The sequence below is a fragment of the Geobacillus sp. FSL W8-0026 genome (assembly GCF_037966255.1).
In the GTDB taxonomy this organism is placed as follows: domain Bacteria; phylum Bacillota; class Bacilli; order Bacillales; family Anoxybacillaceae; genus Geobacillus; species Geobacillus icigianus.
In genome coordinates this window covers 410,734-435,222 of sequence record NZ_CP150194.1, presented here as the reverse complement: position 1 = coordinate 435,222, position 24,489 = coordinate 410,734, and the positions used below count along the sequence as shown (strand labels likewise).

The following is a 24,489-nucleotide window of genomic DNA, read 5'->3' as shown; positions in this document are numbered from 1 at the left end:
TCTATTCCTCCGCCCAACAATATTCACGATAGGCGCATTTGCCGCAAAATGATATCTTTTTCGGCGGCGGCGGGACAGGCATTCGAACGATGCGGCGGATGTCGGCAATGGCACGTTCTAACTCATGCCGCCCTTCCTCGGTCCATTCAACACGTTCTTTTTTTCGCTCCTTTGGAAACAACAGTTCCCCTTTCGCGTAGATCCCCGCCTGTCTCAACGTATCTAAATAGTATAACAGCTGCATTCGAGCGCTTTTCATATAGCTTGATGACTTCTTCACTTCTCCTATAATCAACTGACCGTCTTCTTGACGGATGCGATCAATGACAATGGAACCTATCGATATTTCTTTCTTGTCCCTCTGGTAAGTTGTTTCAGAAAGAAACCTCCCAATTTCTATCGCTTCGTCTTCCTGGTCTGGAGCAATCTGATGCTTCATCAGCCAAACTTCGCGCGGACAAATGTAATAGTACCAAATGTCCGTTCCCGTCACAGGCATTTCATATTCCATCGATCTCACCTACCAAATGAGCCCTTCACTTTTCGTCCGGTACCCGAGCGCCTCATCGTAAAAATCTGACAGCGAATCGCGTCCCACATACCCGATCCCATGGACAATCGGCGGCTGGTGATCTACCCGTGCTGGAATCGCAATAACATATTGAAAAAAGCGGGTTTTAATATCAGAAAATCTCTTCCTCCGCTCCCACCGATCGCTGATTCGCAAAATGGCCTCATATTCACGAAACACTTCGCTCGCTTCCTCATCCAGCTCAATAAAGACATTGAATTTTTCCCCTTCTCCTTCAATCAGGCGAAAGCGCGACACAGGAAGGCGGTCAACGGTTTCTTCCCCATCAAAGTACAGCGTCATCATCCCTTTTAACAGCCGTTCGGACTCGTTATTGCTCATTCGTGCAGTCAGCGTTTCGAAATAGGCTGTAATCAACTGTAAAAATTCGCTTTCCTCTATTTTCGCTTTTCCTTTTAACAAAGTCTGTGTAATGTCTAAGCGGATCGCATCATAAATATAGCTCGCGTATAATCGCTTTTTGTTGTCTGTTAAGCGAATAATGTGCACCTTCCCCCCTCGCTGTCCGTGGCGGTTGCACCTTCCAGCTGCCTGCTGGATGGAATCCAAGGGGGCAAAGTCTCGGTAGACCACATCAAAATCAATATCAACCCCCGCCTCGATCAACTGTGTGCTAACGACAATCCGATACTCCCCGTTTTTCGCCGCCATGATCCGCCGCAGGCGTTCTTTTGGCGGAATATGCGTGGACAAAAACGTCATGTCCCCCTCATCTACGCCTTCGTCTAGAAAGGCACGGTATAAAGCTTTAGCGCTCTCAATCGTATTCAAAATGAATAAATATGTTTTTTCCTCATCCCACTCGATTTGCCGAGCAAACTCCTCGATCTCTACCGGCTCGTCGATGTCTGGATGCAAGGTCACCCGGGAAAGCAGTTGAAAATAGGCCGATTCATTGACAAGGGAAACCGCTTCTGGAAACCATTTTGGATCCGTTGCCGAGCTGAAGATAAAATAACAGCCGAGTTCTTCCGCCATCGCGGCAAACAAGCGGCGAACAGCCAACCAATAACGATGAGGAACGGCCTGCACCTCATCGATGAGAATAATGGAATTAGCCAACCGATGAAATTTGCGCAGTGAAGCATTGCGGTGAGAAAAAATCGTTTCGAACAATTGCACAAAGGTAGTCACAATCAATTCCGAATGCCAACCTTCCACCAGCAGTTTCGCCGCCTCATAATCAGCGTCGTACCGCTCCTCATCTTGCCTTGTGACATAACGCATATCAGCCAGATGATGATGCGCAAGCCAAAGCTGGTGATCCTCCTGCATTCCGCTCGCGGCAAAAACGTCTTTTAGAACACTTGCCGTCTGGTCAATGATGCTGAGAAAAGGAAGACTGTAAATGATTCGGGGCGTCACCCGTTGACGGCGTTCGATTTCGCGGCGAAGACGCAAGGCAAAGTGGAGACCGGCTAACGTTTTTCCCATTCCGGTTGGCAAGTTCAACGAATACACATGATGACGCAAATCGATCGGCGCCTGATCCACTTCTTGAAACGCCCGCTCTCTCCATTCATTCAACGTCGTTTTCGGCCACGATTGTTGCTGCTTATAGCGCAGAATCAAATCAGTCGGAATGTCCTTGCGCCCGGAAAACGACCATGACTGCTTTTGCAAAATTCCAACTTCTGATTTATCTGCATCAATGAGCAGAGAGAAGAGAAACAACAGTTGCAAATATGGCACAAGCGAATCATTGCTTCGATTCCATTTCATGATCCAGCGGCGCAACGAGCGAGCTTCGGCAAAAAATCGTTCAATCCACGCTAACCACACTTCTTTCGTCCAAATCGCTTCTTGTCCAACACCCAAACAGGCCATCTGTTTGGATAGTGCGGAAAAGTCTGTTGCTTCAGCTTGACGTTTCAACAACGTCTTGGCTTCGTCCCCCATCCGTTTCAGTTCTTCCAGCCAATCATCTAAATTCCCATGATGCCGCTTCACGACAAGAAACGCCAACAATCGCCAAAACTCATCCATCCCCTTTTCTTGTAAAAAAACCGCTAATAGGACAGCCGACAAAAGCGCATGGCTTTTTAATGCAGGCGGATCTTGAAAAGAATCCGGTGATTGGATGTATCGCTGGAAGAAGGCATGACTTTTGCCGATATCATGAAAAAGGGCAATCCACCGATTCACTTCCGCCAACTGTCCGGACTCGGCGAGACGGACGGACTTTTCAGACAAAAAGAGGGAGGAAAGCTGTTCCACCCCTCGCAAATGATCCGACAAAAAATAATGGGGATGAGAATACATCCTACTCTCCCTTTCCATTCGAATAGAAAAAGACAATCCGTTCTCCTTGCGCATTCTGCCAATAATAAGGGACCGAAGCGAGGAGCGGACGCGCCCCCGCCTCGAAAATCACTTCTTCATACCGAGAAACTACCCGGGCCGGATCCATCTCCCAAGCCACTCGTTCCTTGCGATACTCTTTTCCCGGCTCTACTTTCAGCGCTTGTATGTCTCTTCCTGGGATGACCGAACAAATAGGCACAGGCTCTTTGTCGATCGCTTCAACCCGATGAAAATCGTCTACAGCGACAAACTGTACATCCGCTAAACATTCACTCAATCCTAGACACGGCGTATAGACGCTTTTGTGCTGCCGAACGAAATCAACAAGCTGCGAAAATCGCTCGTGATCGTTCATATATACGTAGCAACGGAAACGAGGAAAACGCAAAAACTCTACACGAATTTGCGTTCGTGCTCCTTCCCGCCGTTGCTTTGGAACCCATATATTTCCTTTTGTATTGACATAGTTAATGCCGACTCTTGTTTTTCGTACAGGTTCCATCAGGCGTACAGCCACATTCGTCGTCTCATGGTTAAACACTCGCAAATAGTCATTATCCTCTTTTCCCACTCCAACGATGGCGCCAAGCAAACCAAAAAGAGCCGTTGGGGGAATAAACGAGTACGTCAGCGGCGAGGAAGTCGAATACATTTGGCGAAAATGGCCAAAATCGGCTCGAACATCAAATACAAGCACATTCATCGCACTCATTCCCTGTTACCGAATATCGACAGTGATTCCTTCTTTGCGCAAGCGCTCAGCCAGATTCTCGCTGCACGCAAGCCTTCCGTCCTGACGCAGCTCGATGTTGGCGATGTGTTCTTTCTGTTGAACCAAGACTTCAACCAATCGCGACACATCAAGCACATAATCGCTGACATCCCGAATTTCCTCTTCCGCTTTTTCGGTGTGAAGAGAAATATACTTATCCAGCTCTCCGATATGGAAGTACGGCTCTTGATAGGCGACGCGAAGAAGCAACCGCGGAACATGTCCAACTTTCGAACGCGAAATTAAGTTTTTCGTACCTTCCCACATCGCTTCCATCAGCAGCTCCACATCTTCTTCCGTTAATCCTGTGAAGCGCGCCGCCGCCTCATTGATAATCCCGTAAAAAGCAATGAGGGAATAAGGCAACACATATTCCTCCCGGAACGTCTTTTGTGTCATTTGCCCACCTGAGGCAAACGCTCCGGTTCCTTTGATATACTCCATCTTCACCCGATGCAGCGATTGCCCCATTTTAAATTGGACCGGCCCTGTATGGGTAATTGAGCTTTTTTCCTTTTGATTTTTTTCAATCGGCAATGTCACGCCAAACAACCGCACATCAATGCATTGACGCAGCACTTCATCATTGATGATTTTTTTCATTTCGCGTAAGGTCAGCTTCGATTTATCTAGTTTCTCGCCGTCTTTCACTAAAAAGTCTTCCGCCCGGGCCTTCGCATCTTGAATATACTCATCGTCTTGCGCAATTTCGCGAACAAAAATTTCTTGTTGACGATAGTCATATAAATAATCCCGAATCGTCCGTTTCAGCCGAACATCGGTGACAATATTCTTCCCCGTTTCCTCATCGATGCGCGGCTTGTTCCCGTCAACCGGATCGCCATTCGGGTTTGCCCATTGCACATCATACAAAAAGAGCAGCTCGGAACGGTGCTTGACCATATTATTTCTCCTCCTTGTTCGCTACGATTTCTTTGACCTTCCACGATAGGTTCATCCCGCAGGCGAAATAAAAATTCAATTCATCGACAGATAATTTCCAGCTTGGGGAAGAGGATAGGAATAAATGGGAAATTTCTTCGGCCAACTGTCGATGGCTCGCATAGTAAGACTCGTATTCTTCGAGTTTTCCGATGACCTTCGGAAGCAGCCCTTTGATCGCCTTCTCGTCCATCTTCAACCCCATTAATTGCTTCACAAATGGCTTGCTTCCTCTTTTTTGTTGCTGGATGTCAAGCAACATTTGCGTCAATGCCCCCAACAGGAAAACAGCTTGTTTTTCCGGAGACTCCAGCTGTCCCCCGTACGCATCAAACAACTGCGCAAATTTCCCTTGCACCGCCTTCTCTCCTTTCCTGACCAGCACGCCCGCCTGCTCTAAAAAAAGCACAACCGCAAGCGCTTGACGTGTTTTGTTGACAAACGACCAATCGCCAGCTTCATAATCATAAAAATCAGCCCGAAGCTGCTCCATAAAAAAGGGAGCGAAAAACGAGATCGAAAGGGGCTTCTTTTGGAATACATACTCCACCACTTGCAAAAAGTACTTATCATAGACACCCGACCGAAAAAAAGTGCGAAGAAAGCCAAAGTGAAAAGGATGGTCCCCTTCTCTATACAAAAGAGACTCCGTCGCTTTCTTCGCTTGAAACAATTCACTAATTCGCGACGGCAACACATCTTCAATCAATAACAAAATCCGCTCGGCACTTTGAATCTTCTGCAAGAACAACAGCTGAAGCGACAGGGAATTATCATAGTCTTGCATGAGCCCAAGCAAGTCTTCCTCCGTCGTCATAAAAGAATCTGCCTGCTCTTGATGAACGCGAATGTCTTTCTTTCCGTCTGTCAAATATTGAAGCAATTCATCCAATACATCCTTGCCAGCCGGAATGAGCAATGTCGGAATGACGAAATAAGAAAAACCGTAAAAGCGATAGTGCAAATGGGACTCCACAAACTTTCTTCCTTCTTCAATATGAGCTTTGCAAGATAAACAGACAGGGTAATTTCGCCACGCTTTGGCCTCGTCAAACCCTCCTGTAATAAATCCGGGCTTGTCCAACGTGTAAAACCGAAACACAGATAATTTTCCGATGACCGTATCTTTGCGCTCCCCACAAATAGCGCATACTTGATCTCGAGCCGACAACTCCATATCTTTCTCGTGAACTAGATGCAAAAAAGCATCGCGAAACGGCTCACAGTCATATAAATAGGAGCCGTTCATTTTTAGCGAAATAAGGGAACGATCGGTTAAGAGAGAGAGCTTTTCCCTCAACTCCTGCAAGATCGCTTCCTTTTTTTGCACAAGCAATTGCTCAATCGCCCGAAGAACGGGATGATCCATTTTGCGGGTAACCGTTCGAAACCAGCCAATGACTTTCTGTTCATATGTATTTTCAATCGTTGTAATTTTCGCCGTCGGCGAATAGTTGGTTCCACGAGACGAACCGGAACGAAACAAATATTTTTTGTAATCGCTCCCACATTCCTCAATCTCGCAACCTTCCCAAACAACATTCCCTTCTTCGTCCGCACGCACTGCAACAAGCACACAAGCAGGATAGCCGGGGTTCTCCACCAACTGATCCACCACTGACCCCTCTCCTTGCTTTTCAAGCACTATCTTCCCAATTTGGGCGATCGCTTCGATCAATCTATCACCCCTCTGCATCATGAGAACTAATTCCATTATACCATGTTTCAGGAAATATGGTATAAAAATTTATACTATTTAGTGATTATCAATCATCGTTCAAATCACGGACGAAAAAATTGGCACATAGCCCACACAATCGTTATGCATCAAAACTCCGTAACGCTTGCCCAACTCCAAGAGGGATCCACATAACTCCTGAAAAACTCTGTTTTATGTAAAACATCGATTAAGGAAAAAAGCCATGGACAACCTTTTTCCTTCCCCCATAAAAAATCACGCATGGTGTGATTCCCACGGAACAAGCGGCTGAAATCGAACTTCATAAAAAAAAGGCGGTGGATGACCGCCTTCTTCTTTATTCTCATACTCATTCAACAGGAAACACTAGGAGGTTGGTGAAAAACGATTGTTTCTCTTGAGCAATGGGGGAACGTTTGAAAGGCGCTCCTGATGCGACAAGGCTTATCTATTTGAGAAACCGGTTTGACAAGCGGATCGCCCCCTTAAATCACCGGCCTTCTAGGGTGAGATCGATCACCCTTTTCCTCTTACTCGCTCAACAAGCTTCGAACCTCTTCTTCAGAAAGATCGACCAACCGGGCAATCTCGGCGGCCGTCATCCCTTTTTGCGCCATTGTCTGAATAAGCCGCTTCATTCCTTGTTTCATTCCTTGCTCAAGGCCGCGTTTTACCCCTTCTTCCAGCCCTTCTTTTTTCCCTTTTTGCTCGTAGGAGATGATCAGCTCCAGCACTTTCTCTCGTTCTTTCGTTTCCATCGCCTTCACCTCACTTTGCAGCTGTTGTTCCTCTTCCTCCGTCAACTTCACGTACGTCTCAAAAAACCCAAGCAGCAGCCGCTGCCTCGCCTCATCGAGCTCCAACCGCACCAACATGCGCAAAAACTCTTTTTTCAGCTCCACCTTCTCTCTTTCAGTATACCCCATTTGACTGAGCAACGCAGCCGCAACCGGATTGTCCTGCCGAATGTACTCCCGCCACTGCTTCTTCCGCAACGCCACCGGAATGCAGCACTTCCCCAAACGGAAATTCCATCGAAAACACAGACGGTTCCTCGCGGAGGGAATCATAGTGGAAGACGGCGATCGGAACGATGCGGGTCCGGTAACTTTCATACAAGCGGCTGAAATAGAGGAACATGCGCTCGGCAAACGACGGCTGGACATACCCTTGCGTTTCCACGTGCACGATGATCAGCCCGTCTTCGCCTTTCAGCTTCGTCTCGACCAGCAAATCAACGCGGTACTTTTCACCGGCCGTCACATCGGTAAACAGCTCTTCGGATAAAAAGGACAGATGGTGGAAATCGATATGCTCGTGCATATCGGGGAAAAAGAGGAGCAGAAACTCTTCGAAAAACGTGCGGATCAGCTCTTTGAACAACCGATCATGGTCAATCGCCATTCAATCACCTCAACTTGACGGTCTCTCTTTTTCTATTCGCCGTCCCCAAGGCAACATCCTGCTCACAGTGAGAAATTCGTCATAGGTACGATAAAAACTATTACATAGAGAACAAAAAGACACTACTTTTTGATGTTTCAATCCCTCATAGGTACGATAAAAACCGATATTGGTAGTTGCGTTATAGGAGCCGGATTCAAATTGTTTCAACCCCTCATAGGTACGATAAAAACCATTTATGCCACTCTACAGCTACCCCATACGTATACGTAGTTGGAGGCGTCGCTATATAAAGAATTTGCCTTTTTCTTTCTGGAGTCATTAACTTAAATTCATCCCGTGTATCCGTTCTGTCAAAATTAGAACTAAACTTTCTCCAAAAAGCGTGATCTGACTTATATTTATCTACTACTCCATCTAGCCAAGTATATATTTCTTGAAGAGCTTCATTAAGAGAAATATCTTCTCCTTTTAACATGTACAAAACTTGTATAGTATCCGGATTATTAAAATAATATAGACCAGGTTTATTAATATTTCTTATTTCACTTCTGGTTGTCCAAGGTTCCTCTAAATAATCTCTACCCAAAAGGTCGCCTGTTGTCGCATAATCATCAGGATATAAAAAATCAGGAACAGCAGAACTACCATCTGTTGAAATACCAAAATACCTCAAATGATTACGTCCATCTACTGATTTTTTCCAAGGATAAGCAGAATCAGAATATGTAGCTTTATTCACAATAGAAGCATCTCCATAATAAATAATACCTAACTTACTAAACTGACTTACCGACCAAGAATAATATTTATTGTTCCTTATTCCTACAGTCACAAACTTCCCATTAAAGTCTAGCCAACCAGGATGTTGTTCCAACAATTGATTCATTAATGCTTTCGTACTCCTAGGAGCACCTTCAGGCGGGCCATCAGGTCCTGGATAAGCATCAGCTACTTTTCCACCTAACAAGAATAAACCCATTACCATTAATATATTTATCAACGATTTCTTCCATTTCATGTTCTCACCCCTTTACCAAGTAATTTCAGTGCCCCTACCATCACTAAAAATAGTAACATTACCTACATGTATCTCTTCTCCTCCACTAGTTAAAGATTTTTTTATACCATTATAAAGATCATTTTCACTAATTTTTGCTCCTAAAATTATCATAGCTTTTACAGCCATTCTATATTCTGCATCAGTAGAACCTCTAAATACTATATAAGTGAATTTTCCAGTTTCCTTATTTTTATAAAACTGCTGCATCATTCCACCTTTAAAAGCTGCAAAATCCGTTTCGGACTCATCAGCTCTAACCTTATAACCATAAGCATCATAAATATGTTTTACCTTACTTGCTGTTTTATTTAATCTGCTAGGTAGCTGAGCCACTTTATCAATTTTCTTAGGCTTCTCATTCATCGAAGGTTTATTACTAGAATTCAACGAATAATCTGAATTCGGTATTGCAATTTTTATGCTATTTTTACCTCCCATTGTTTGTCCACTCACTATACTCACATCATTACCCTTCGATACTTTTACATGATCTACTGAATTACTTTCTTTATTATTTTCATCATATGAACTACCTGAATCTACTTGACTACCTTTACTGGATCCATTAGATGATGCATCACCATTATTAGATGAAGATTTACCATCAGTATTATAGTTATACAATCCACCTACTGAAACTCGTTTATCTCCTAAATCTACATGATAATTTGGCTCTTTTTTAACTTCTACATTATGATCTGGTTCTTTTTTTCTTACATCATCTTTCATCGTAACTACATTTACTATCATAAAAATACCTACTAATAAAGGAATAATACCTGTCAAGATTATCAATTTTGATTTCCATTTTTCCAACATGCATACCCCCTTTATAAATAAATGTTAGGATAGTATCTATTATTATTAATAGACACTATCCTATAAATATTTATTATATTTACCAGAAAATACCTAAAAAACTACCTGTATTCTCAATAGTTAAATTTCCTACTTTTATTGGGCGCGGATTAGGATCTGTACCTACTTTTACTAAAGCTTTATATATAGCATCACTATCACCATAACCTAGTCTTTCCATAGCTAATGCAGCTAATTTATAACTTTTATCTCCTCTACCAACAACCATCTGTCTTTCCCTTTCACTATACTGATTCACAACACCATCACGACTATATCCACCAAATCCAGTATCTAATGCTTTAAATGACACACCAGCATTTCTATAAATATCTCCTACTTTTTGATCATAATAGGCTGCGTTCTTAACTTCAGATCTTATTACTAATGGCTTTTTATTTGTAGTCGGCTTCTTCACTGTCGTTGTTGGTTTCTTTACCGTCTTCGTTGGTTTTTTCACTGACGCCGGAGCTTTCTTCACCGTTAACGGTTTCTTCGGCGTTACCAACTTCTTCGAAGAAGTCTTACTTGTTACTACCTTCTTCGCCGTACTTGTTGCTTTCACTTGTGCCGATTCTACTTTCGGTTGTGACACTGGCACTACATGTACTCCTTCTTTCTTCTCTACCACTTCTTTATTCACTTGTGCTTCCGCCAATTGAATTTCTTTATTTACATCCTCTACCTTTCCTTTTATTACACTACTTGCCAAATCTCTATTTCCTGTGTTATACAAACGATGCAATACCACAATCGTTTGTGCCCTCGTTAAATGGTCTTTATGACCAAATTTCTCATAAATCGTCTTTCCAGTCTCCGATTTTCCTACTACAATCCCTTTATCTAATACATAATAAATCGCATGATCTAAATCCGACTTTTGTCCATTCGTATATGCTAACACTTGTGCCAATAATCCTTTTGTCAAAGGACTCTTCCGATAAAATGCATCCTTATATCCCATCAACGGTACTCGATATTTTGCCAATACCTTATATGTCGCATCTTGCCAACTTATTTTCTCCTTCGTCGCTACATCCGTAATCTCTTTCTCTAACGACTTATAAAAATGACCAATCATCTCCGCAAATTCTGCCTCTGTAATGACATCATTTGGTCTAAAAAATCCATTCACATCTCCTTTAATCACACCATACGAAATCGCCCATCTTATCGAATCTGCCGCCCAGAAGTCAGCTTGCACATCCTTAAACGGAGCATTACTTAAAATCGTCTGATTAAAAATCTCCTCAATCTTTACATTATTATTCACTCCATTTGTATCCGCATATACGGTATCAAACGTATAAGCAGATCCAATCGACGCCATCAACGTACTAGCAGCCGCTACTTTTAAATACTTTACGGCTCCTTTCCATGTCCTCTCTTTTCTCTCTTCCACTATAATTACCTCCCTTTTTTTACTAACCAACTTCTCTTTCTACTCTCCATTTCTCCATTTATATTCCCCCAGTCGATTATGTGTTCCTCTTATACCCTTCTATTAGTAGTTGTATTTTTGAAAACTACTGTACTATGCTTGTACTAAACGCATGTTCAGATATAATACTGTAGTAACCCCAGAAACCTTCGAAATCAACACCATTCACAGGATTCTCATCCGTTTTTAGGGATACTTTAAACGCTTGCATCAATTTTCTTAAACTTGTAGGAACCTTTTGCTCAATATTCACTATAATATAACCTCCACTACCACCTACTGGAGATGGGGGCGCACCATCAAATCCATATATTTTCGCCCTCACGTAAATCGGTCCTAACCACATATAGTCGCCACTACTCCAGTTTCAATCCCTCATAGGTACGATAAAAACTGCCAATGCTCCAAAACCTTGCATGGCGGTTCCTAGTTTCAATCCCTCATAGGTACGATAAAAACGCGTTTCCCAGACCATGCGGAGCTATCATCTTGTCGGAGTTTCAATCCCTCATAGGTACGATAAAAACCATCGCTAGCTCTTTTAATGTTGTCGACATGAACGGTTTCAATCCCTCATAGGTACGATAAAAACACTGAAAGCCTTTCTCTTCCGCTTCCCATTCAGCGGTTTCAATCCCTCATAGGTACGATAAAAACCCATAGCCATATTGGCCTTTTTCCGGAGATTTCTCGAGTTTCAATCCCTCATAGGTACGATAAAAACGCAAGAACGCAAGCGGTCAACGAACTCGAAGGCATGGTTTCAATCCCTCATAGGTACGATAAAAACAAATATCCAAAGACATCGAAGGAACCAGAGCGATGATTGTTTCAATCCCTCATAGGTACGATAAAAACCAAAACTAAAGGACTATTACCCGTTTGAAGGCATACCGGTTTCAATCCCTCATAGGTACGATAAAAACTCAAAAAGTGTTGTCATATCAACCTTTTCTCTTCAATGTCATCACCAGAATAACACGTTTCGAAGATTCTGTCAATGAAATCTATTCTTGATGACTGTAGGGATCAGGCGATCAGAGCCAATGTCGTCGACCCCCTAGGGTTTTTGCACAATTGGAGGTCGACGACAAACGAAAGGCGGTTTGGTTATGAGCCGTTAAGCAGCTGTTGAAGGACGTTGATTTTTTCTTTTTGCTTTTTGCTGGCGCTTTTTCCCCATTGGCCGATCCGTTGCCAATACGCAAGCAGCGCTTGGGCGGCTTGTTTGTTTTGTTGTTGGATGACTTGGTTATACAGAGCGTCTTTGCTGCGCTGTTGATCGGCTTGGCTGTCGGTGAGCTGCACGATTTCAGCGACAAGCCGTTCTTCTGGGGAAAGCAGGGCAAGTTTTGCTTGTTCTTCTTCCTCGCGCTTCCGCTGTTCCAGCAATGCCTGCTCTTTTTTCCGCTGTTCAAGCCGCATCGTTTCTTTTCGGACAACGGGAAGAAATTCCGTTTCCGTCACATCCTCCACATCGATGAATCGGCCATAGCCCGATGATGTTTTCGATCCAATTCCCCATTCTGTCAGCGCTGCCTTCGTCCATGCCGCGGCTTCCTCCAGCAGACGCTTCGCCTCTTCATCGTTTTGTGCCGAACGGTTTGCCGTCAGATAGATCTCCACCTCAGCGGCCGTGACCGTCCAAAACGAAACAGGGACAGGCTTTTGGTCATCGGTCGCTGCCTTTTTTCCCTCGTAATACTCTTTCATATGCACAGCAAGGACGTCGCGGACGAGTTGGAGCCCATCGGTGAGAAAAATATCGTGAAATTGAACCATGCCTTTCTTTTCTTGCGTTCCAAACACATCCCTTCCGATCTTCTGTTCGGAAAGGTTTTTTTCTTCCCCTTGACCGTATGCTTCGATCCACCAGTGGCGGACAAGTCCTTTTACGCTCGAGGCGGGAATGTACGGCAGCCCGTATACGGGATGGATCGTCAATGAGGTCTCGCGGACATGGCCAGCGCCAAGGCCATGGATGATTCGACCGGCAAGGCGTGCTTTGAGCTTTTTGACATGTCCGGTTTGCGCCCATGCAGCTAGGGCGTGTTCACGCTGCGCTCGCAACTGTTCTCCCACTTCTTTGAGTTCGGGAAGGACTGGAGCAGGCTTTAGTCGTTTGGATAACTCCCATACTCTTTTTTTATCGTTCCACTCATGTTCTAAAAAGTAATAGAGATGGTACGCCAAATGGGCCATGGACTTGCTGGCAGCCTGCATGACGTCCCGCGTGTCTTTTGGATGAAAAAGCATGCTCATTCCTCCTTACTCTGCCGTCCCGCCATCATCCTTCGCCATCCCGTCGGCAAACTTGCGCATCCAATCAAGCAGCGCAACCGTCTCCATCGTCCATAGCCGATATTCCGCACTCGATAAATGGACGACGACTTCCACCAACTCTTCATTCCCGCTTGGGAACTGGTCAGGAAACTGCTCTTTCATCCATCGTGCGAGCGTATGATAAATCACTTTATACTCGTTTTGTTTCTTTTTTTGGAAATAAAACGCCAATGTTTGCCCAAGGCCGTTCACTTGAATGAGAGACGGCATTTTTTTCACGTACGAACGATACGTTTCAAAATTCTCCCTTAACTGTTCTTTCGCCCGTTTGACCTCTTGGAACGCGAAAGCGGCGCGTCCATTCTCAATCCCAACCCGTTGCACCGTTTTTTTCATCTTTGTCTCCTCCATTTACAGCCAAATGGTTCTCATCATTCCCCGTCCTAGCGTACTGTTTCCGCCCAATTGAAAGACAGACGGAAATTTCCCGTTTTTCACTAAATACTGTTCAATGTCGTTCGCAGTGGTCAGTCCGTTGATTCCGTTGCTGCGCGCATGGCCAATATAAAGGAAGCTGTAAAAGAACGTCTCCGGCGGCACATTTTCTTCGTACCAAAGCGCCCCATTGTCCACCGTTCCCGTCTCGTGGGAAATGCGAATACGTGCATTGACTTCCGTCGATAGTTTGACAAAATCGGCAAAATCATCGTCAGACAGCACGACAAGACGTTCTGGAAGACGGAGGCGGCTGTATTCGCCAATGAGAGTCGCTAACTGTTCGGCAAGCTGTTGGGCCTCTCGTGAAATCGTGACGTCGAACGTATATTCTTCAAGGACGATGCGCCCGTTTACGGCCATCAACCGGTCACTGCTCACCGTATTTGGCGCTGGAACTGGAAGCGGTTGAAAAGCGTTCTCCTGGCTGATGGTTTCTTGGTGAATGCTCATTTCCTGATTCCAGCGTTCAAGTACGTGAGGGCATGTAATCCAAGCAAACACGCCGCGAAGCGATTTGACAGGGAACAATAACACACGAGCGTCGCTCAATGCAATAGCGCTCGCCTGCGTGACACTTTCCTCCCCTCGGTCAGCTCCAAAAATAAGGTCGAGCTCCTTCTTTTCTTCCGGCAACGCCTGCGTCATATGATACCGCACTGCTCCTTTGAGAGAAGAACTCTCAATCTTCGGGAAACCAGTATGTTTCTCACGCTGGATCGGCAAGTCGACAAGCCCAATTTCACTTCCACTTCCCGCGTGGACAGACGTAACCGCATGCAAAACAAACGGACGAACAATGGAATACATTACAACTCCTCCTCACTTTCACTGACACTAGTTACAATCGCAAAGCCAAAACCTTCTTCGGCTCCTTCATCGGTCAGGTGAATGCCGTCAAGGGCCGAGAAAATAAGCGGCAGTTCCTCATCACGCTCCACCTTCACGTAAACGACAGAACCGGCCGGAACCATCCATTTTCGCGGTTTTGGGCGATGATGGACGATATCCCACCCACCGTACAGCTCCGGACGACCAATGGCAGAAGCAAGCCATTCAACGGTGGCGCCATTCGGCCATCTCCAATGCACGCCGTCAAAGGTGGCCGGGCGGGAACCGTTTGAAAAAATGGCAGGGGACAAAAACACGACTTTCGCTAGTTTTGTCCGTTGAATCGCCTGTTCAAGGGTCTTCCTTTCGTCCACGCTCCATAACCGGAACTGCCCCGGCGTTTGCCGAATCGACCAAGGGCGGTTCTCACCGCCAATCCGCGCCCATTTCACGGCAGAAAAGTCCGGCTCATCACTGATGTAAGCAACTAGCGAGGCCTCGCCTAAAAAGCGGCTTTTTTCGACCCGGTACAAAAATTTCTCGCGGGCGGTTCGTTTGCTGTCATCCAATTGAATGCCCACTTTCGCTTCGCGCGCGATAAATGACGATAAGGATCGAAGCGAGGTGATCGGCTGACTAGCGAGTAACGCGCGTTTCCATTCATCGACAGAAACGTAGCGATGTTGCGAACTTTTTGTTTTCTCCCGCCGCGATGAGGCAAGCCGCCACCCTAGAGACGATGAAGAGGGCTTTCGATCCTTGACTAGCTCCAACGGATACGCTGTGAGCGACTCCCCTTCCTCAACGACTTGATAGTCAAGCGGGAGAGGCAAAAACAGCTGATCCCCATCGGCAAGCCCACAATAATAAAGGCGAAACGCCCCACGTCCATTCGGCGTGCCCATCCATTGCTTCACATGTTCGTCTGCGCCTCTGGCAAAATCCTCAAACGAACTGTGTGTGTAAATATACGCCGCCCGCAACGCCCCGTAAATCGTATTCGGCCGCGGCGGAAACATCGGCTCCATGACCGTCGTTTCCCCTGCTTGTGTAGCATGATGATTTTTGAAAAAAAACGTGTCGGTCGGCCTCAATGTCAGCTTGGTCATACGTCGCTCCCCTCGCTCCGTCTAAAAAAGGTCAACATCTTTAACAAATGCAAAAAATCATAGCCGCTGGGCACGGCATCATACAGCGCCATGAGCGCATCCGTATGGCTGCGCAAATCACGTTCCTTCCATTGACTTCCTTCTTTCACCGATCGCTTGAGCAGACGGCGAAGCTCAATGGCCAGCATGTCACGATTTTCCCATTTCGGGCAGTCCTTGTCGTGCAACAACGGCGCAAACGCTTGGGTAAAGTGGAAAATAAAGTTCGGTGAGATTGAAGTCTTTACCAAGTCAACGAATTGTTCTAACCGGCTTGATGCCATTTTTCCTTTGATCATCCACGGAAGTATGGCTTCGGCAATCTCACCCGACCGAGTATGCACCGCCAGCGCCAAGGCGTCTTTTTGCTGATTCGTCTGTTCGTTACGGTACTGTTTCGCTTTTTGTTCGAGCATTCTTGCCTCATTTAGCACATGCTGCAGCGGCGCTTTTTTATGGGCGATCACCAATCCGAACGAAGCCGTCGCCCCTTCCCCTAACCCTTGCTGTTCATCACTGAATGCCAAGCGAAGCAGCTCAGCGGCCTTTAACGCCTCATCGACCGGCAAAAAGGCGAGCACATCATCACCGCCTGCATAGACAAGCTCACCATGACATTGCTGTTCGACAATGCGAGGAACGACTTCTTTGGAAAAGCGAGCGAGCTTTTGGCTCGTCCGGCTGTATTCTTCTTTCTGTTCTCCGGAAAACCATCTGCCCATGTTATCGCCATCCATCATGAGCACCGCGTAATAATCGCCCGAACCGATGTCCAGCACAGATGGGAACGGCCGAAATGCCGCTCCGAACAAGTCCGTGAAGTAATCACGGGCAACACGCTTACCTAAACAAATGCCGCATAACAACTCATTGTCTTTCACGCGGCCAACGCGCCGTTCATCTTCACCGTCTCCATCTCTTCCTTGAAACTTTCCAGCCCTTCTCCTCCACAAATTTGCCGTTTTCCTCTTGATTTCGCCGTAACGATCAAAATCGTCAATTTCCTCTAGACGCAGCGCCTCCCGTTCCTTGCAGACAGAACAAACAAGCCCTTGCTGAGGAACAGAGGCGTAATGTTTCTCATTTTTCAACGCGCCCAATCGGCGTTCAGCCCGTTCACGCACAGTCCGGAATGATGCGGATGGCTCATACGGTTCCGCCACCCAATAAACTTCCAAAAACGATTGCACTTGTTGCTCCACTATCGCTTCAAGCTGTTGTCGCTCATCGTCTGACAGATGCGGGAACATGCGCGAGACCGCTTGAAAACAGAAATCGAGAAACACATTGCGGACGCCTTGTTCGGTTTCCTGCAACCAACCGCAAATATCAGCTTCTGTACCTTCCATAACCGCTGTTAGACGGTTGGGGAGCGAAGCAACACGAAGCTCACGAAGCGAGAGCGCGCGCAGTTCCTCTTTTCCAACTAGCGGATAAATCATCTCACAGCCGGCGCTATATTGGTAAAAGCGTTTCATCGCCTCTCTTACCAGATGCGACAAAATATAGCTTCCGCTCCAAAAATCTTCTGTTTTGCGGGCCGATGCAATAAACGACTGTACAGGTCCCACCGTAAAAAGAACAATATATCGATTCGTCATACCCTCACCCCAACGATTTCCAAAAACCGCTTCCGGTCTTGTTCGTAACGCGGCTCATTGTACCGCTGTTCATTCGTCCTCACTTCCGAGATGATCGGATAATACCGTCCGCCGATTTTCCTTACCGTGCACCATAATGGCGAAGCGAGCTTATTCTTTCCTTGCACAAAGCCGAGCGTTCCGTACCGATTGGCCTCATGGGACGCTTTTCCAAACCCCTTCAGCACTTCGCTCGCGCTATCTTTCCCTTCCCCGACCCAGACAGCGGATAATATCGGGTGGGGCGTTTTCACAGCTGCAGCGCGCGCTACGATGCAGCCGCGGCTTGCGAAGGAAAACGCCGATGCCACCCCGAGACGGCTCAACACGGCATGTAAACTATCGGCATATTCTTCAACAGTGTTCCACTCGTGTCCTGTCCACTGCACCGCCCCAAATCCGCGGCGCGATCGTTGTCCGATCCCGGCGAGATGAAGCATATACTGGAAATACCATTCATACATCTCCAACTTTGATTCATGCCGCTTCCGCACCGAAATCGTCACTGTCACTTCTTTTCCGGCTGAAAGGGCGGGCACAGTGAAGGAAGACGACTTGTGCGGCAAAATGTTTTCTTTTTTCGCTCCCTGCACCGTCTCTGACATCGATAGATGAACAGGAGACTGCTGCTTCATCACCCTCGTTCCACCAAACATGATTTCCTCTTCCCGAAGCAGGTCATTGACATTCGGCTGATCCTGCAGCGTACGCCAAAAATAGCGCCACACCCCCCGCAGCGACGAAAGGCGAAACTCGGCTTGGGCCCGCGGCTCAGCTCCATGAATGGCCGCTGGCGTCAACAACACAAGCTGATACGGCGATTCGACAACAGCGGTCGCCGTAGCCGATTCATAACGTTCCATCATCCGCTCCCCTTTACTTTGACATCGACTTTGCCAACATCGACATCCGCTCAAAAAATGAAGAAAATTGTTCAAACAGCGCAACCGCCTTCGGCATAAACTTTTCTGCCGGCAGCGGATTGGGCCGCGTACCCGCATGGTTGATATCGTTGCGCAGCTCTTTGATTTGGCCAAACGGTTTCAATTCCTCTCGATAAGAGTCAAGCGCATTCGCCATCCGCTCCACCAACTCGGGCGAATGAACCCGCCATTCGTCCCTCGGAATCCGACGCAGCACGATTTGAATGGTCGAATGGATGTCATTCCGCACCTCTTCCTTGCGTTCATCGAGCGAAAACGCCCGGCAAATCGCCGTCACTGCGTTTTCCTCAAGCATCGTTAGCGCTGATTGGATGAGTCCATGATTCAAACACCACCGAACCGCTTGCCAACTGTTGATGATCGGATCATCACTAAAAATGGCATACTTCTTTTCCATTTCGTCAAGCAGCGGAACAAGCGGTTTGACCGCTTCGGTCGGCGCTGAACGGACACGCGCCAGTTGTTCGCCAAATTTCCGCACTTCCTCATCAATGTCCAAACTCCGGCACGTGCGGATCGCTTTCTCCGTCTGATCCAATTGTTTCGCTAACTTGTTTAACGCCGCCACCTCGTTGCGCAGCTCTCGGCTTGCCGTTGGATCACAGAAGACGTGACGGTTTTCCTTTTCCGTCAGCGCCCGAATCAACGCCGCATCCCCCGTACGCAAAAACTGGTCGACGCCATTCGTCCAATCAAGCAAGCTGGCCATGCTCGTCAAATTGACAATCGGCGCCAATCGCTCTTCTGGCGGCAGTTGCTTAACATCCATCGGGCGCCCCAGCACCTCAAACCAGCCATACACAATTGCCCCGATCTCGGCCTTTTTCACCAAGCGGGCATAATTCAACACAATGAGCGCTACAAACGGAATGGAACGAAAACTATGGGTAATATCGAAATAAATCGTATCCCCTTCCCTAATTTCTTCCATGATGCGATCAAACAGCCGCCAATTGGTCCGTTCATCCTGACCGTTGTCAATGTCAACCATCTTCACATTCGCTTCAGGGGCGATGCGGCGGAAAGCGGTCATTAGTCCTTCCAGCTGCTCTTCCCCTCTCAAGCGGTCCTCTCCATTTCGCTCCCGCGCTTCTTTTGTCGCAAACACAATGACATCCATCGGTTGCTCGCCGCGCAACAGCTCGTACACCGCCGTCTGAACAAAACGGGTATACGAGGAAGTTTTTCCCTCATACGTATAAAAACAATATTCATAGTCACTTAACCCTAAAAACGACAACAACACATGTCTTCCCATCGTCATGATCCCCCCGTCCCCACCAGTTGCGCCGTCACATCCGAAAATGATGAATCGTCTTCATAAATCCCTTTTCCTCTCACCGCCTCCCGCTCATACCGGTCATGATCGAGCCATAAGTAATTAGCGTACAGGCGGTCTTCCTCTTCGACATACCGATAGGCGAGCCGAAACGCCGTTTGGCCGTTGCTTGCCCCTTTGTATAAGTGATATTTGGCTTTGCGCGGATCAATCGTTTCAAACGATTTTTCATGGTACAAAACTGAAGCGTCCCCTTCACGATATTTTAATTTTTTGACTAGTTCTTGCATCTGTTGGTACACAAATAGCGACTGATGACGATTATGCCGAAGCATATCGGCCACTTGCCGCGATACAAAATAGGACGTTTCAAAAAGATGCTTATACTTTTCATGCTCGAGCAAAAACTGGCCAAACGCGCTCAAACAAACGAAATCTGCATCCCGATAAAATAAGGAAGGGTATTGTTCAATGCATTGCTTTTCTTGATAGGAAAGCTCGTTCATCGCCACCAAATCCATTTGGCACTTGCGAAGCAGCTCAAAATAACGGCGCACAAATTGTTCATCAATATGAATCGGCACGGGCGGAATTTCATGCAAAACTTGTCCATCCTCGTGCATATATGCAGTGGGATAGTTTAAAAACGCCCCGACAATATAGCCAAGCGAAGTCATCACTTTATACCCGCCGATCGGCGCAAAACAAGTCGTTGACGGCTCGCCGTGCATCAAGGCATTCGCAACCTTCGACATATACTCTCCGAGCGTTTCTTGCAATCGCCTCCGATGGTTCACATCTACTTCTACATACACAACACGGACATTCGCTTTAAAATCCCGTTCAAGCAAATGGACAAGCATCGCCTCAACGACCCGCCCTCCAACCGTGTCCGTAACAATGAGAACGATCGTCGGTCTCTCTCCTAGTTTTCCTTGTCGATGAAGCTCGTAAATCATCGAATACTCTGCACAAACACGGTTCGGCTGCTGAGCGGCCTCATGAGCAAACTGCCGGGCATGGCGCAACCAACGATCTATCTTGCTTTGTTTTTGTTCATCCACGTCCCGGTCATGAATCCAAGAACGAATCTCCCCTAGCGTCTCGTCTCGATTCACCGAAAAGACATTCCTAGCCCCCGTCAATAACGAAACGCCGCATGTCAATACAATGTGCTGATACAAGCCAATCTCTCCCTATTCTCATCTAGCATGAGCAAACTAGGAAAATATATCTATTTCTATACCAATTTTAAGTGATTTTCCAAAATTTAAGCAAGTGATTTTATTATTTTTTTTAAATTCATAACAAATCCTTGAATCTTCTACTGTGGAAAGACATTTTGGAAGGTTGGTGATTTAAGGGAGTAGGCCGCTTCTCAATAACGTCTCTCAAACAATAGAAAAAACTGTAGCATCGTTCCTTCTTTGCACACGTTCACCCATTGCTCAAGGGAAACTGCTGTTGTTTACCAGCCCCCCGAAAAACTTCGCATAAAAAATGGGCTGAACTAGCCAGTGTGGGGCAAAATTTTTCGAGGAAGATAGGAGAGGAAAACAACAGATAGAAAGCGGAGGAATACGGACCTTTCCGCCGAAATAGTGCGCTGACGTTCCGGTCTCTCATAGGTACGATAAAAACGCCGGAAACAGATGATTGTTCAGCGACTGGAACAATGTTTCAATCCCTTATAGGTACGATAAAAACGTAGGAAGCAAAACATCCTCCTTGAAACCTTGATTTTTTGTTTCAATCCCTCATAGGTACGATAAAAACCGAGATACCCCGGATCCATTTTGGCGCGCATCACGTGTTTCAATCCCTCATAGGTACGATAAAAACGGGGGAACTGCCAAATGGACAGGTCTATCAGATACGGTTTCAATCCCTCATAGGTACGATAAAAACTTGGCTCAAGCGTACCATATCGGTTCGCTGTTGTGTTTCAATCCCTCATAGGTACGATAAAAACTCGAATATTGGCACAATTACGCGACCGAAACCTATCACGGTTTCAATCCCTCATAGGTACGATAAAAACCGCTATCAATATTGTGATGGCGCACGAGAAGCATAGAAGTTTCAATCCCTCATAGGTACGATAAAAACCCGGTGATCTCGTCCTCGTGACGCTCGATTTCGACGTTTCAATCCCTCATAGGTACGATAAAAACACATTGTTGGGCGGCTTATGGAGCGGCTAGCTCCAGTTTCAATCCCTCATAGGTACGATAAAAACTGACATTAGGCAAATTTACGAAACGCTGCCGTTTCTGTTTCAATCCCTCATAGGTACGATAAAAACCTCGATGACGGTTGAATGAATGGTTTGGCCCGAGATTGTTTCAATCCCTCATAGGTACGATAAAAACGTGCGTTTTGATTTACATCAACTTGCGTTTGAGGATGTTTCAATCCCTCATAGGTACGATAAAAACAAAGTTCAAACAACGGTTTTGGCTCAATCTCATTGAGTTTCAATCCCTCATAGGTACGATAAAAACTGTCCCCATGCTGTTGCTTGTTGTTGGATTGTTTGGTTGTTTCAATCCCTCATAGGTACGATAAAAACGCATTTAGGTACGATGAAGTATCTTTACAAAAACATGTTTCAATCCCTCATAGGTACGATAAAAACTTACGAAAGAACGAATTCATCTGCGACTCAAAATGTTTCAATCCCTCATAGGTACGATAAAAACCTCAACAGCAACCGTCCAGAAGCGACACACATACATGTTTCAATCCCTCATAGGTACGATAAAAACAATGCTTTTCTTTTGCGACTTCAGGAGAAATTTTTTTGTTTCAATCCCTCATAGGTACGATAAAAACTGGCGAAGTTTATTGGGCTGAAACGATGTGGGCTAGTTTCAATCCCTCATAGGTACGATAAAAACCCAGCTGCGCCAATGCAGTGGCTGTGTTTTTTTCAGGTTTCAATCCCTCATAGGTACGATAAAAACACGCCACCGAAGTTAATGGAACGATCACGATACAGTTTCAATCCCTCATAGGTACGATAAAAACGTCCACAGATCGTTCAGGACGCCTTTAAATGCGCCGGTTTCAATCCCTCATAGGTACGATAAAAACGATGATTTGTTCAAACGCGGCGCGACCGAATTCGAGATGTTTCAATCCCTCATAGGTACGATAAAAACCGAGCCAAAAGTAGACCGTGACTATGTACTTGACTTGCGTTTCAATCCCTCATAGGTACGATAAAAACTCTTCCGCTTCTTGCTCAGTATAGACATCAAACAAAGTTTCAATCCCTCATAGGTACGATAAAAACATGGTTATTCAAATAATCCGAAACATTGGATTTATGTTTCAATCCCTCATAGGTACGATAAAAACGCACAACCGCCGCAGCAGACGGAGAGACCTGCCTCTGTTTCAATCCCTCATAGGTACGATAAAAACTGGCATCTATGAAAAGGAGGTGACCGCGTGAACCTATGTTTCAATCCCTCATAGGTACGATAAAAACCCGCGAAGGAACAAAGTCTTGCCGAATATCGAGCAAGGCTGTTTCAATCCCTCATAGGTACGATAAAAACGAAAAAAACGGCCAGTTGCAAAAGATCAGGGAGGTGTTTCAATCCCTCATAGGTACGATAAAAACCAAGAACTAGCTAAAGAATTAGAGCGTTATTTAGAGTGTTTCAATCCCTCATAGGTACGATAAAAACAGGCGGCACGTTAATAACATCATTTTGAGGATTATAGGTTTCAATCCCTCATAGGTACGATAAAAACTCGTACCAGTCTCAGGATGAGACGACTCAGGATGCCAGGTTTCAATCCCTCATAGGTACGATAAAAACTCAATGTATCATATCGATCAGCCACACTACGACGAGTTTCAATCCCTCATAGGTACGATAAAAACGAAGCCAGCCCGGAAGCGACAAAATAGAGAACATCAATGTTTCAATCCCTCATAGGTACGATAAAAACTTCCCTCCCTTTTAATAAGCTCTAAATCTCTCTTTCGTTTCAATCCCTCATAGGTACGATAAAAACCTCAATGTATCATATCGATCCGCCACCCAACGACGAGTTTCAATCCCTCATAGGTACGATAAAAACCAGCCGCTTCTAGTGCGAATGAAGCAGCTCAATTAGGTTTCAATCCCTCATAGGTACGATAAAAACAATCTTATTTACGCTATCAAGAGAAGATTAGGACTAGGTTTCAATCCCTCATAGGTACGATAAAAACGTATGTAGCACAACATAGTTATGACAATCCTCCGAAGTTTCAATCCCTCATAGGTACGATAAAAACGGCGTTGCAACACAGAAAAACCAGCCCAATGACAATAGTTTCAATCCCTCATAGGTACGATAAAAACGCGTTGCCGGCGTGCGGGGCACACAGGCCGCACCCGTTTCAATCCCTCATAGGTACGATAAAAACATATGGACCAAATGATTATTTCTTCCTTGAATATGTTTCAATCCCTCATAGGTACGATAAAAACGGGATTGCTGAAAAAGCAGGTGTTAAGTATGCAACGTTTCAATCCCTCATAGGTACGATAAAAACGCGTTTTGTTAGATATATAGATTAGGTTAGGGGTGAGTTTCAATCCCTCATAGGTACGATAAAAACTCACGTCAAGTTTGAGGACAGGCTTCTTCGGTTCGGCAGTTTCAATCCCTCATAGGTACGATAAAAACCTCTACCGTGATCTCATCGCGAAAATGCCAGTTTTGTTTCAATCCCTCATAGGTACGATAAAAACAATACACGCGGAAATCAAATGTTTACGCATAATTTAT

17 protein-coding genes, 1 pseudogene and 2 CRISPR repeat arrays (1 of these 20 only partly in view) are annotated in these 24,489 nt (G+C 45.7%); all 18 genes and pseudogenes read right to left on the bottom strand.

Features of this window, described 5'->3' with window-relative positions; genetic code table 11:
* Position 1: 1 nt before the first annotated feature.
* Positions 2-511, bottom strand: coding sequence for a CRISPR-associated protein Cas4 (gene cas4, locus NST29_RS02270; protein ID WP_033022476.1), 510 nt, complete (start codon positions 509-511; stop codon positions 2-4).
* 9 nt (positions 512-520) lie between these two features.
* Positions 521-2,854, bottom strand: coding sequence for a CRISPR-associated helicase/endonuclease Cas3 (locus NST29_RS02265; RefSeq protein WP_033022473.1), 2,334 nt, complete (start codon positions 2,852-2,854; stop codon positions 521-523).
* A 1-nt stretch (position 2,855) separates the two neighbouring features.
* Positions 2,856-3,599, bottom strand: coding sequence for a type I-B CRISPR-associated protein Cas5b (cas5b, locus tag NST29_RS02260; protein ID WP_033022467.1), 744 nt, complete (start codon positions 3,597-3,599; stop codon positions 2,856-2,858).
* A 15-nt stretch (positions 3,600-3,614) separates the two neighbouring features.
* Complete coding sequence (gene cas7b / locus NST29_RS02255; RefSeq protein WP_033022466.1) at positions 3,615-4,571, bottom strand: type I-B CRISPR-associated protein Cas7/Csh2; 957 nt, start codon at positions 4,569-4,571, stop codon at positions 3,615-3,617.
* A gap of 1 nt (position 4,572) precedes the next feature.
* Positions 4,573-6,288 (bottom strand): TIGR02556 family CRISPR-associated protein, encoded by a 1,716-nt coding sequence (locus NST29_RS02250; protein ID WP_033022465.1) that lies wholly within the window; start codon positions 6,286-6,288, stop codon positions 4,573-4,575.
* 551 nt (positions 6,289-6,839) lie between these two features.
* Positions 6,840-7,713 (bottom strand): annotated as a pseudogene (locus NST29_RS02245) (transposase).
* 214 nt (positions 7,714-7,927) lie between these two features.
* Positions 7,928-8,734, bottom strand: coding sequence for a hypothetical protein (locus tag NST29_RS02240; protein ID WP_061912586.1), 807 nt, complete (start codon positions 8,732-8,734; stop codon positions 7,928-7,930).
* Between the two features lie 12 nt (positions 8,735-8,746).
* Positions 8,747-9,592, bottom strand: coding sequence for a hypothetical protein (locus NST29_RS02235; RefSeq protein WP_339232657.1), 846 nt, complete (start codon positions 9,590-9,592; stop codon positions 8,747-8,749).
* Positions 9,593-9,674: 82 nt separating this feature from the next.
* Positions 9,675-11,036, bottom strand: a complete 1,362-nt coding sequence (locus NST29_RS02230) for an S-layer homology domain-containing protein (RefSeq protein ID WP_339232654.1) — start codon at positions 11,034-11,036, stop codon at positions 9,675-9,677.
* A gap of 124 nt (positions 11,037-11,160) precedes the next feature.
* A complete protein-coding gene (locus tag NST29_RS02225) occupies positions 11,161-11,328 on the bottom strand; it encodes a hypothetical protein (RefSeq protein ID WP_339232653.1) in 168 nt (55 codons plus the stop codon).
* Positions 11,329-11,439: 111 nt separating this feature from the next.
* A CRISPR array of direct repeats spans positions 11,440-12,001; the repeat unit is 30 nt; unit sequence GTTTCAATCCCTCATAGGTACGATAAAAAC.
* Positions 12,002-12,185: 184 nt separating this feature from the next.
* A complete protein-coding gene (gene cmr6 / locus NST29_RS02220; RefSeq protein ID WP_339232652.1) occupies positions 12,186-13,331 on the bottom strand; it encodes a type III-B CRISPR module RAMP protein Cmr6 in 1,146 nt (381 codons plus the stop codon).
* A 12-nt stretch (positions 13,332-13,343) separates the two neighbouring features.
* The gene (gene cmr5 / locus NST29_RS02215) at positions 13,344-13,754 is read right to left on the bottom strand and encodes a type III-B CRISPR module-associated protein Cmr5 (protein ID WP_339232651.1); all 411 of its coding nucleotides are present in this window, start codon (positions 13,752-13,754) and stop codon (positions 13,344-13,346) included.
* A gap of 15 nt (positions 13,755-13,769) precedes the next feature.
* A complete protein-coding gene (cmr4, locus tag NST29_RS02210) occupies positions 13,770-14,663 on the bottom strand; it encodes a type III-B CRISPR module RAMP protein Cmr4 (RefSeq protein ID WP_339232649.1) in 894 nt (297 codons plus the stop codon).
* Positions 14,663-15,793: a type III-B CRISPR module-associated Cmr3 family protein gene (locus tag NST29_RS02205; RefSeq protein ID WP_339232648.1), complete on the bottom strand. Its 1,131-nt coding sequence runs from the start codon at positions 15,791-15,793 to the stop codon at positions 14,663-14,665. Before NST29_RS02205 ends, cmr4 begins: the two co-directional genes overlap by 1 nt.
* Positions 15,790-17,433: a type III-B CRISPR-associated protein Cas10/Cmr2 gene (cas10, locus tag NST29_RS02200; protein ID WP_339232645.1), complete on the bottom strand. Its 1,644-nt coding sequence runs from the start codon at positions 17,431-17,433 to the stop codon at positions 15,790-15,792. Before cas10 ends, NST29_RS02205 begins: the two co-directional genes overlap by 4 nt.
* A complete protein-coding gene (gene cmr1, locus NST29_RS02195) occupies positions 17,430-18,335 on the bottom strand; it encodes a type III-B CRISPR module RAMP protein Cmr1 (protein WP_339232644.1) in 906 nt (301 codons plus the stop codon). Before cmr1 ends, cas10 begins: the two co-directional genes overlap by 4 nt.
* A gap of 13 nt (positions 18,336-18,348) precedes the next feature.
* On the bottom strand, positions 18,349-19,674 hold the full coding sequence (csx2, locus tag NST29_RS02190) for a TIGR02221 family CRISPR-associated protein (RefSeq protein WP_033022453.1): 1,326 nt from the start codon (positions 19,672-19,674) through the stop codon (positions 18,349-18,351).
* 2 nt (positions 19,675-19,676) lie between these two features.
* The gene (locus tag NST29_RS02185; RefSeq protein ID WP_033022451.1) at positions 19,677-20,879 is read right to left on the bottom strand and encodes a putative CRISPR-associated protein; all 1,203 of its coding nucleotides are present in this window, start codon (positions 20,877-20,879) and stop codon (positions 19,677-19,679) included.
* Positions 20,880-21,306: 427 nt separating this feature from the next.
* Positions 21,307-24,489: direct repeats of the CRISPR family, unit length 30 nt; unit sequence GTTTCAATCCCTCATAGGTACGATAAAAAC (it continues 296 nt past the right edge of the window).

What these genes read in the sequence shown, in the direction of transcription:
- cas7b (WP_033022466.1), bottom strand. Translation starts at nt 4,571, where the DNA reads ATGGTCAAGCACCGTTCCGAGCTGCTCTTTTTGTATGATGTGCAATGG.
- NST29_RS02265 (WP_033022473.1), bottom strand. Translation starts at nt 2,854, where the DNA reads ATGTATTCTCATCCCCATTATTTTTTGTCGGATCATTTGCGAGGGGTG.
- cmr6 (WP_339232652.1), bottom strand. Translation starts at nt 13,331, where the DNA reads ATGCTTTTTCATCCAAAAGACACGCGGGACGTCATGCAGGCTGCCAGC.
- cas4 (WP_033022476.1), bottom strand. Translation starts at nt 511, where the DNA reads ATGGAATATGAAATGCCTGTGACGGGAACGGACATTTGGTACTATTAC.
- cmr1 (WP_339232644.1), bottom strand. Translation starts at nt 18,335, where the DNA reads ATGGAACGTTATGAATCGGCTACGGCGACCGCTGTTGTCGAATCGCCG.
- cas5b (WP_033022467.1), bottom strand. Translation starts at nt 3,599, where the DNA reads ATGAATGTGCTTGTATTTGATGTTCGAGCCGATTTTGGCCATTTTCGC.
- cas10 (WP_339232645.1), bottom strand. Translation starts at nt 17,433, where the DNA reads ATGACGAATCGATATATTGTTCTTTTTACGGTGGGACCTGTACAGTCG.
- NST29_RS02240 (WP_061912586.1), bottom strand. Translation starts at nt 8,734, where the DNA reads ATGAAATGGAAGAAATCGTTGATAAATATATTAATGGTAATGGGTTTA.
- NST29_RS02205 (WP_339232648.1), bottom strand. Translation starts at nt 15,793, where the DNA reads ATGACCAAGCTGACATTGAGGCCGACCGACACGTTTTTTTTCAAAAAT.
- cmr5 (WP_339232651.1), bottom strand. Translation starts at nt 13,754, where the DNA reads ATGAAAAAAACGGTGCAACGGGTTGGGATTGAGAATGGACGCGCCGCT.
- csx2 (WP_033022453.1), bottom strand. Translation starts at nt 19,674, where the DNA reads ATGGGAAGACATGTGTTGTTGTCGTTTTTAGGGTTAAGTGACTATGAA.
- cmr4 (WP_339232649.1), bottom strand. Translation starts at nt 14,663, where the DNA reads ATGTATTCCATTGTTCGTCCGTTTGTTTTGCATGCGGTTACGTCTGTC.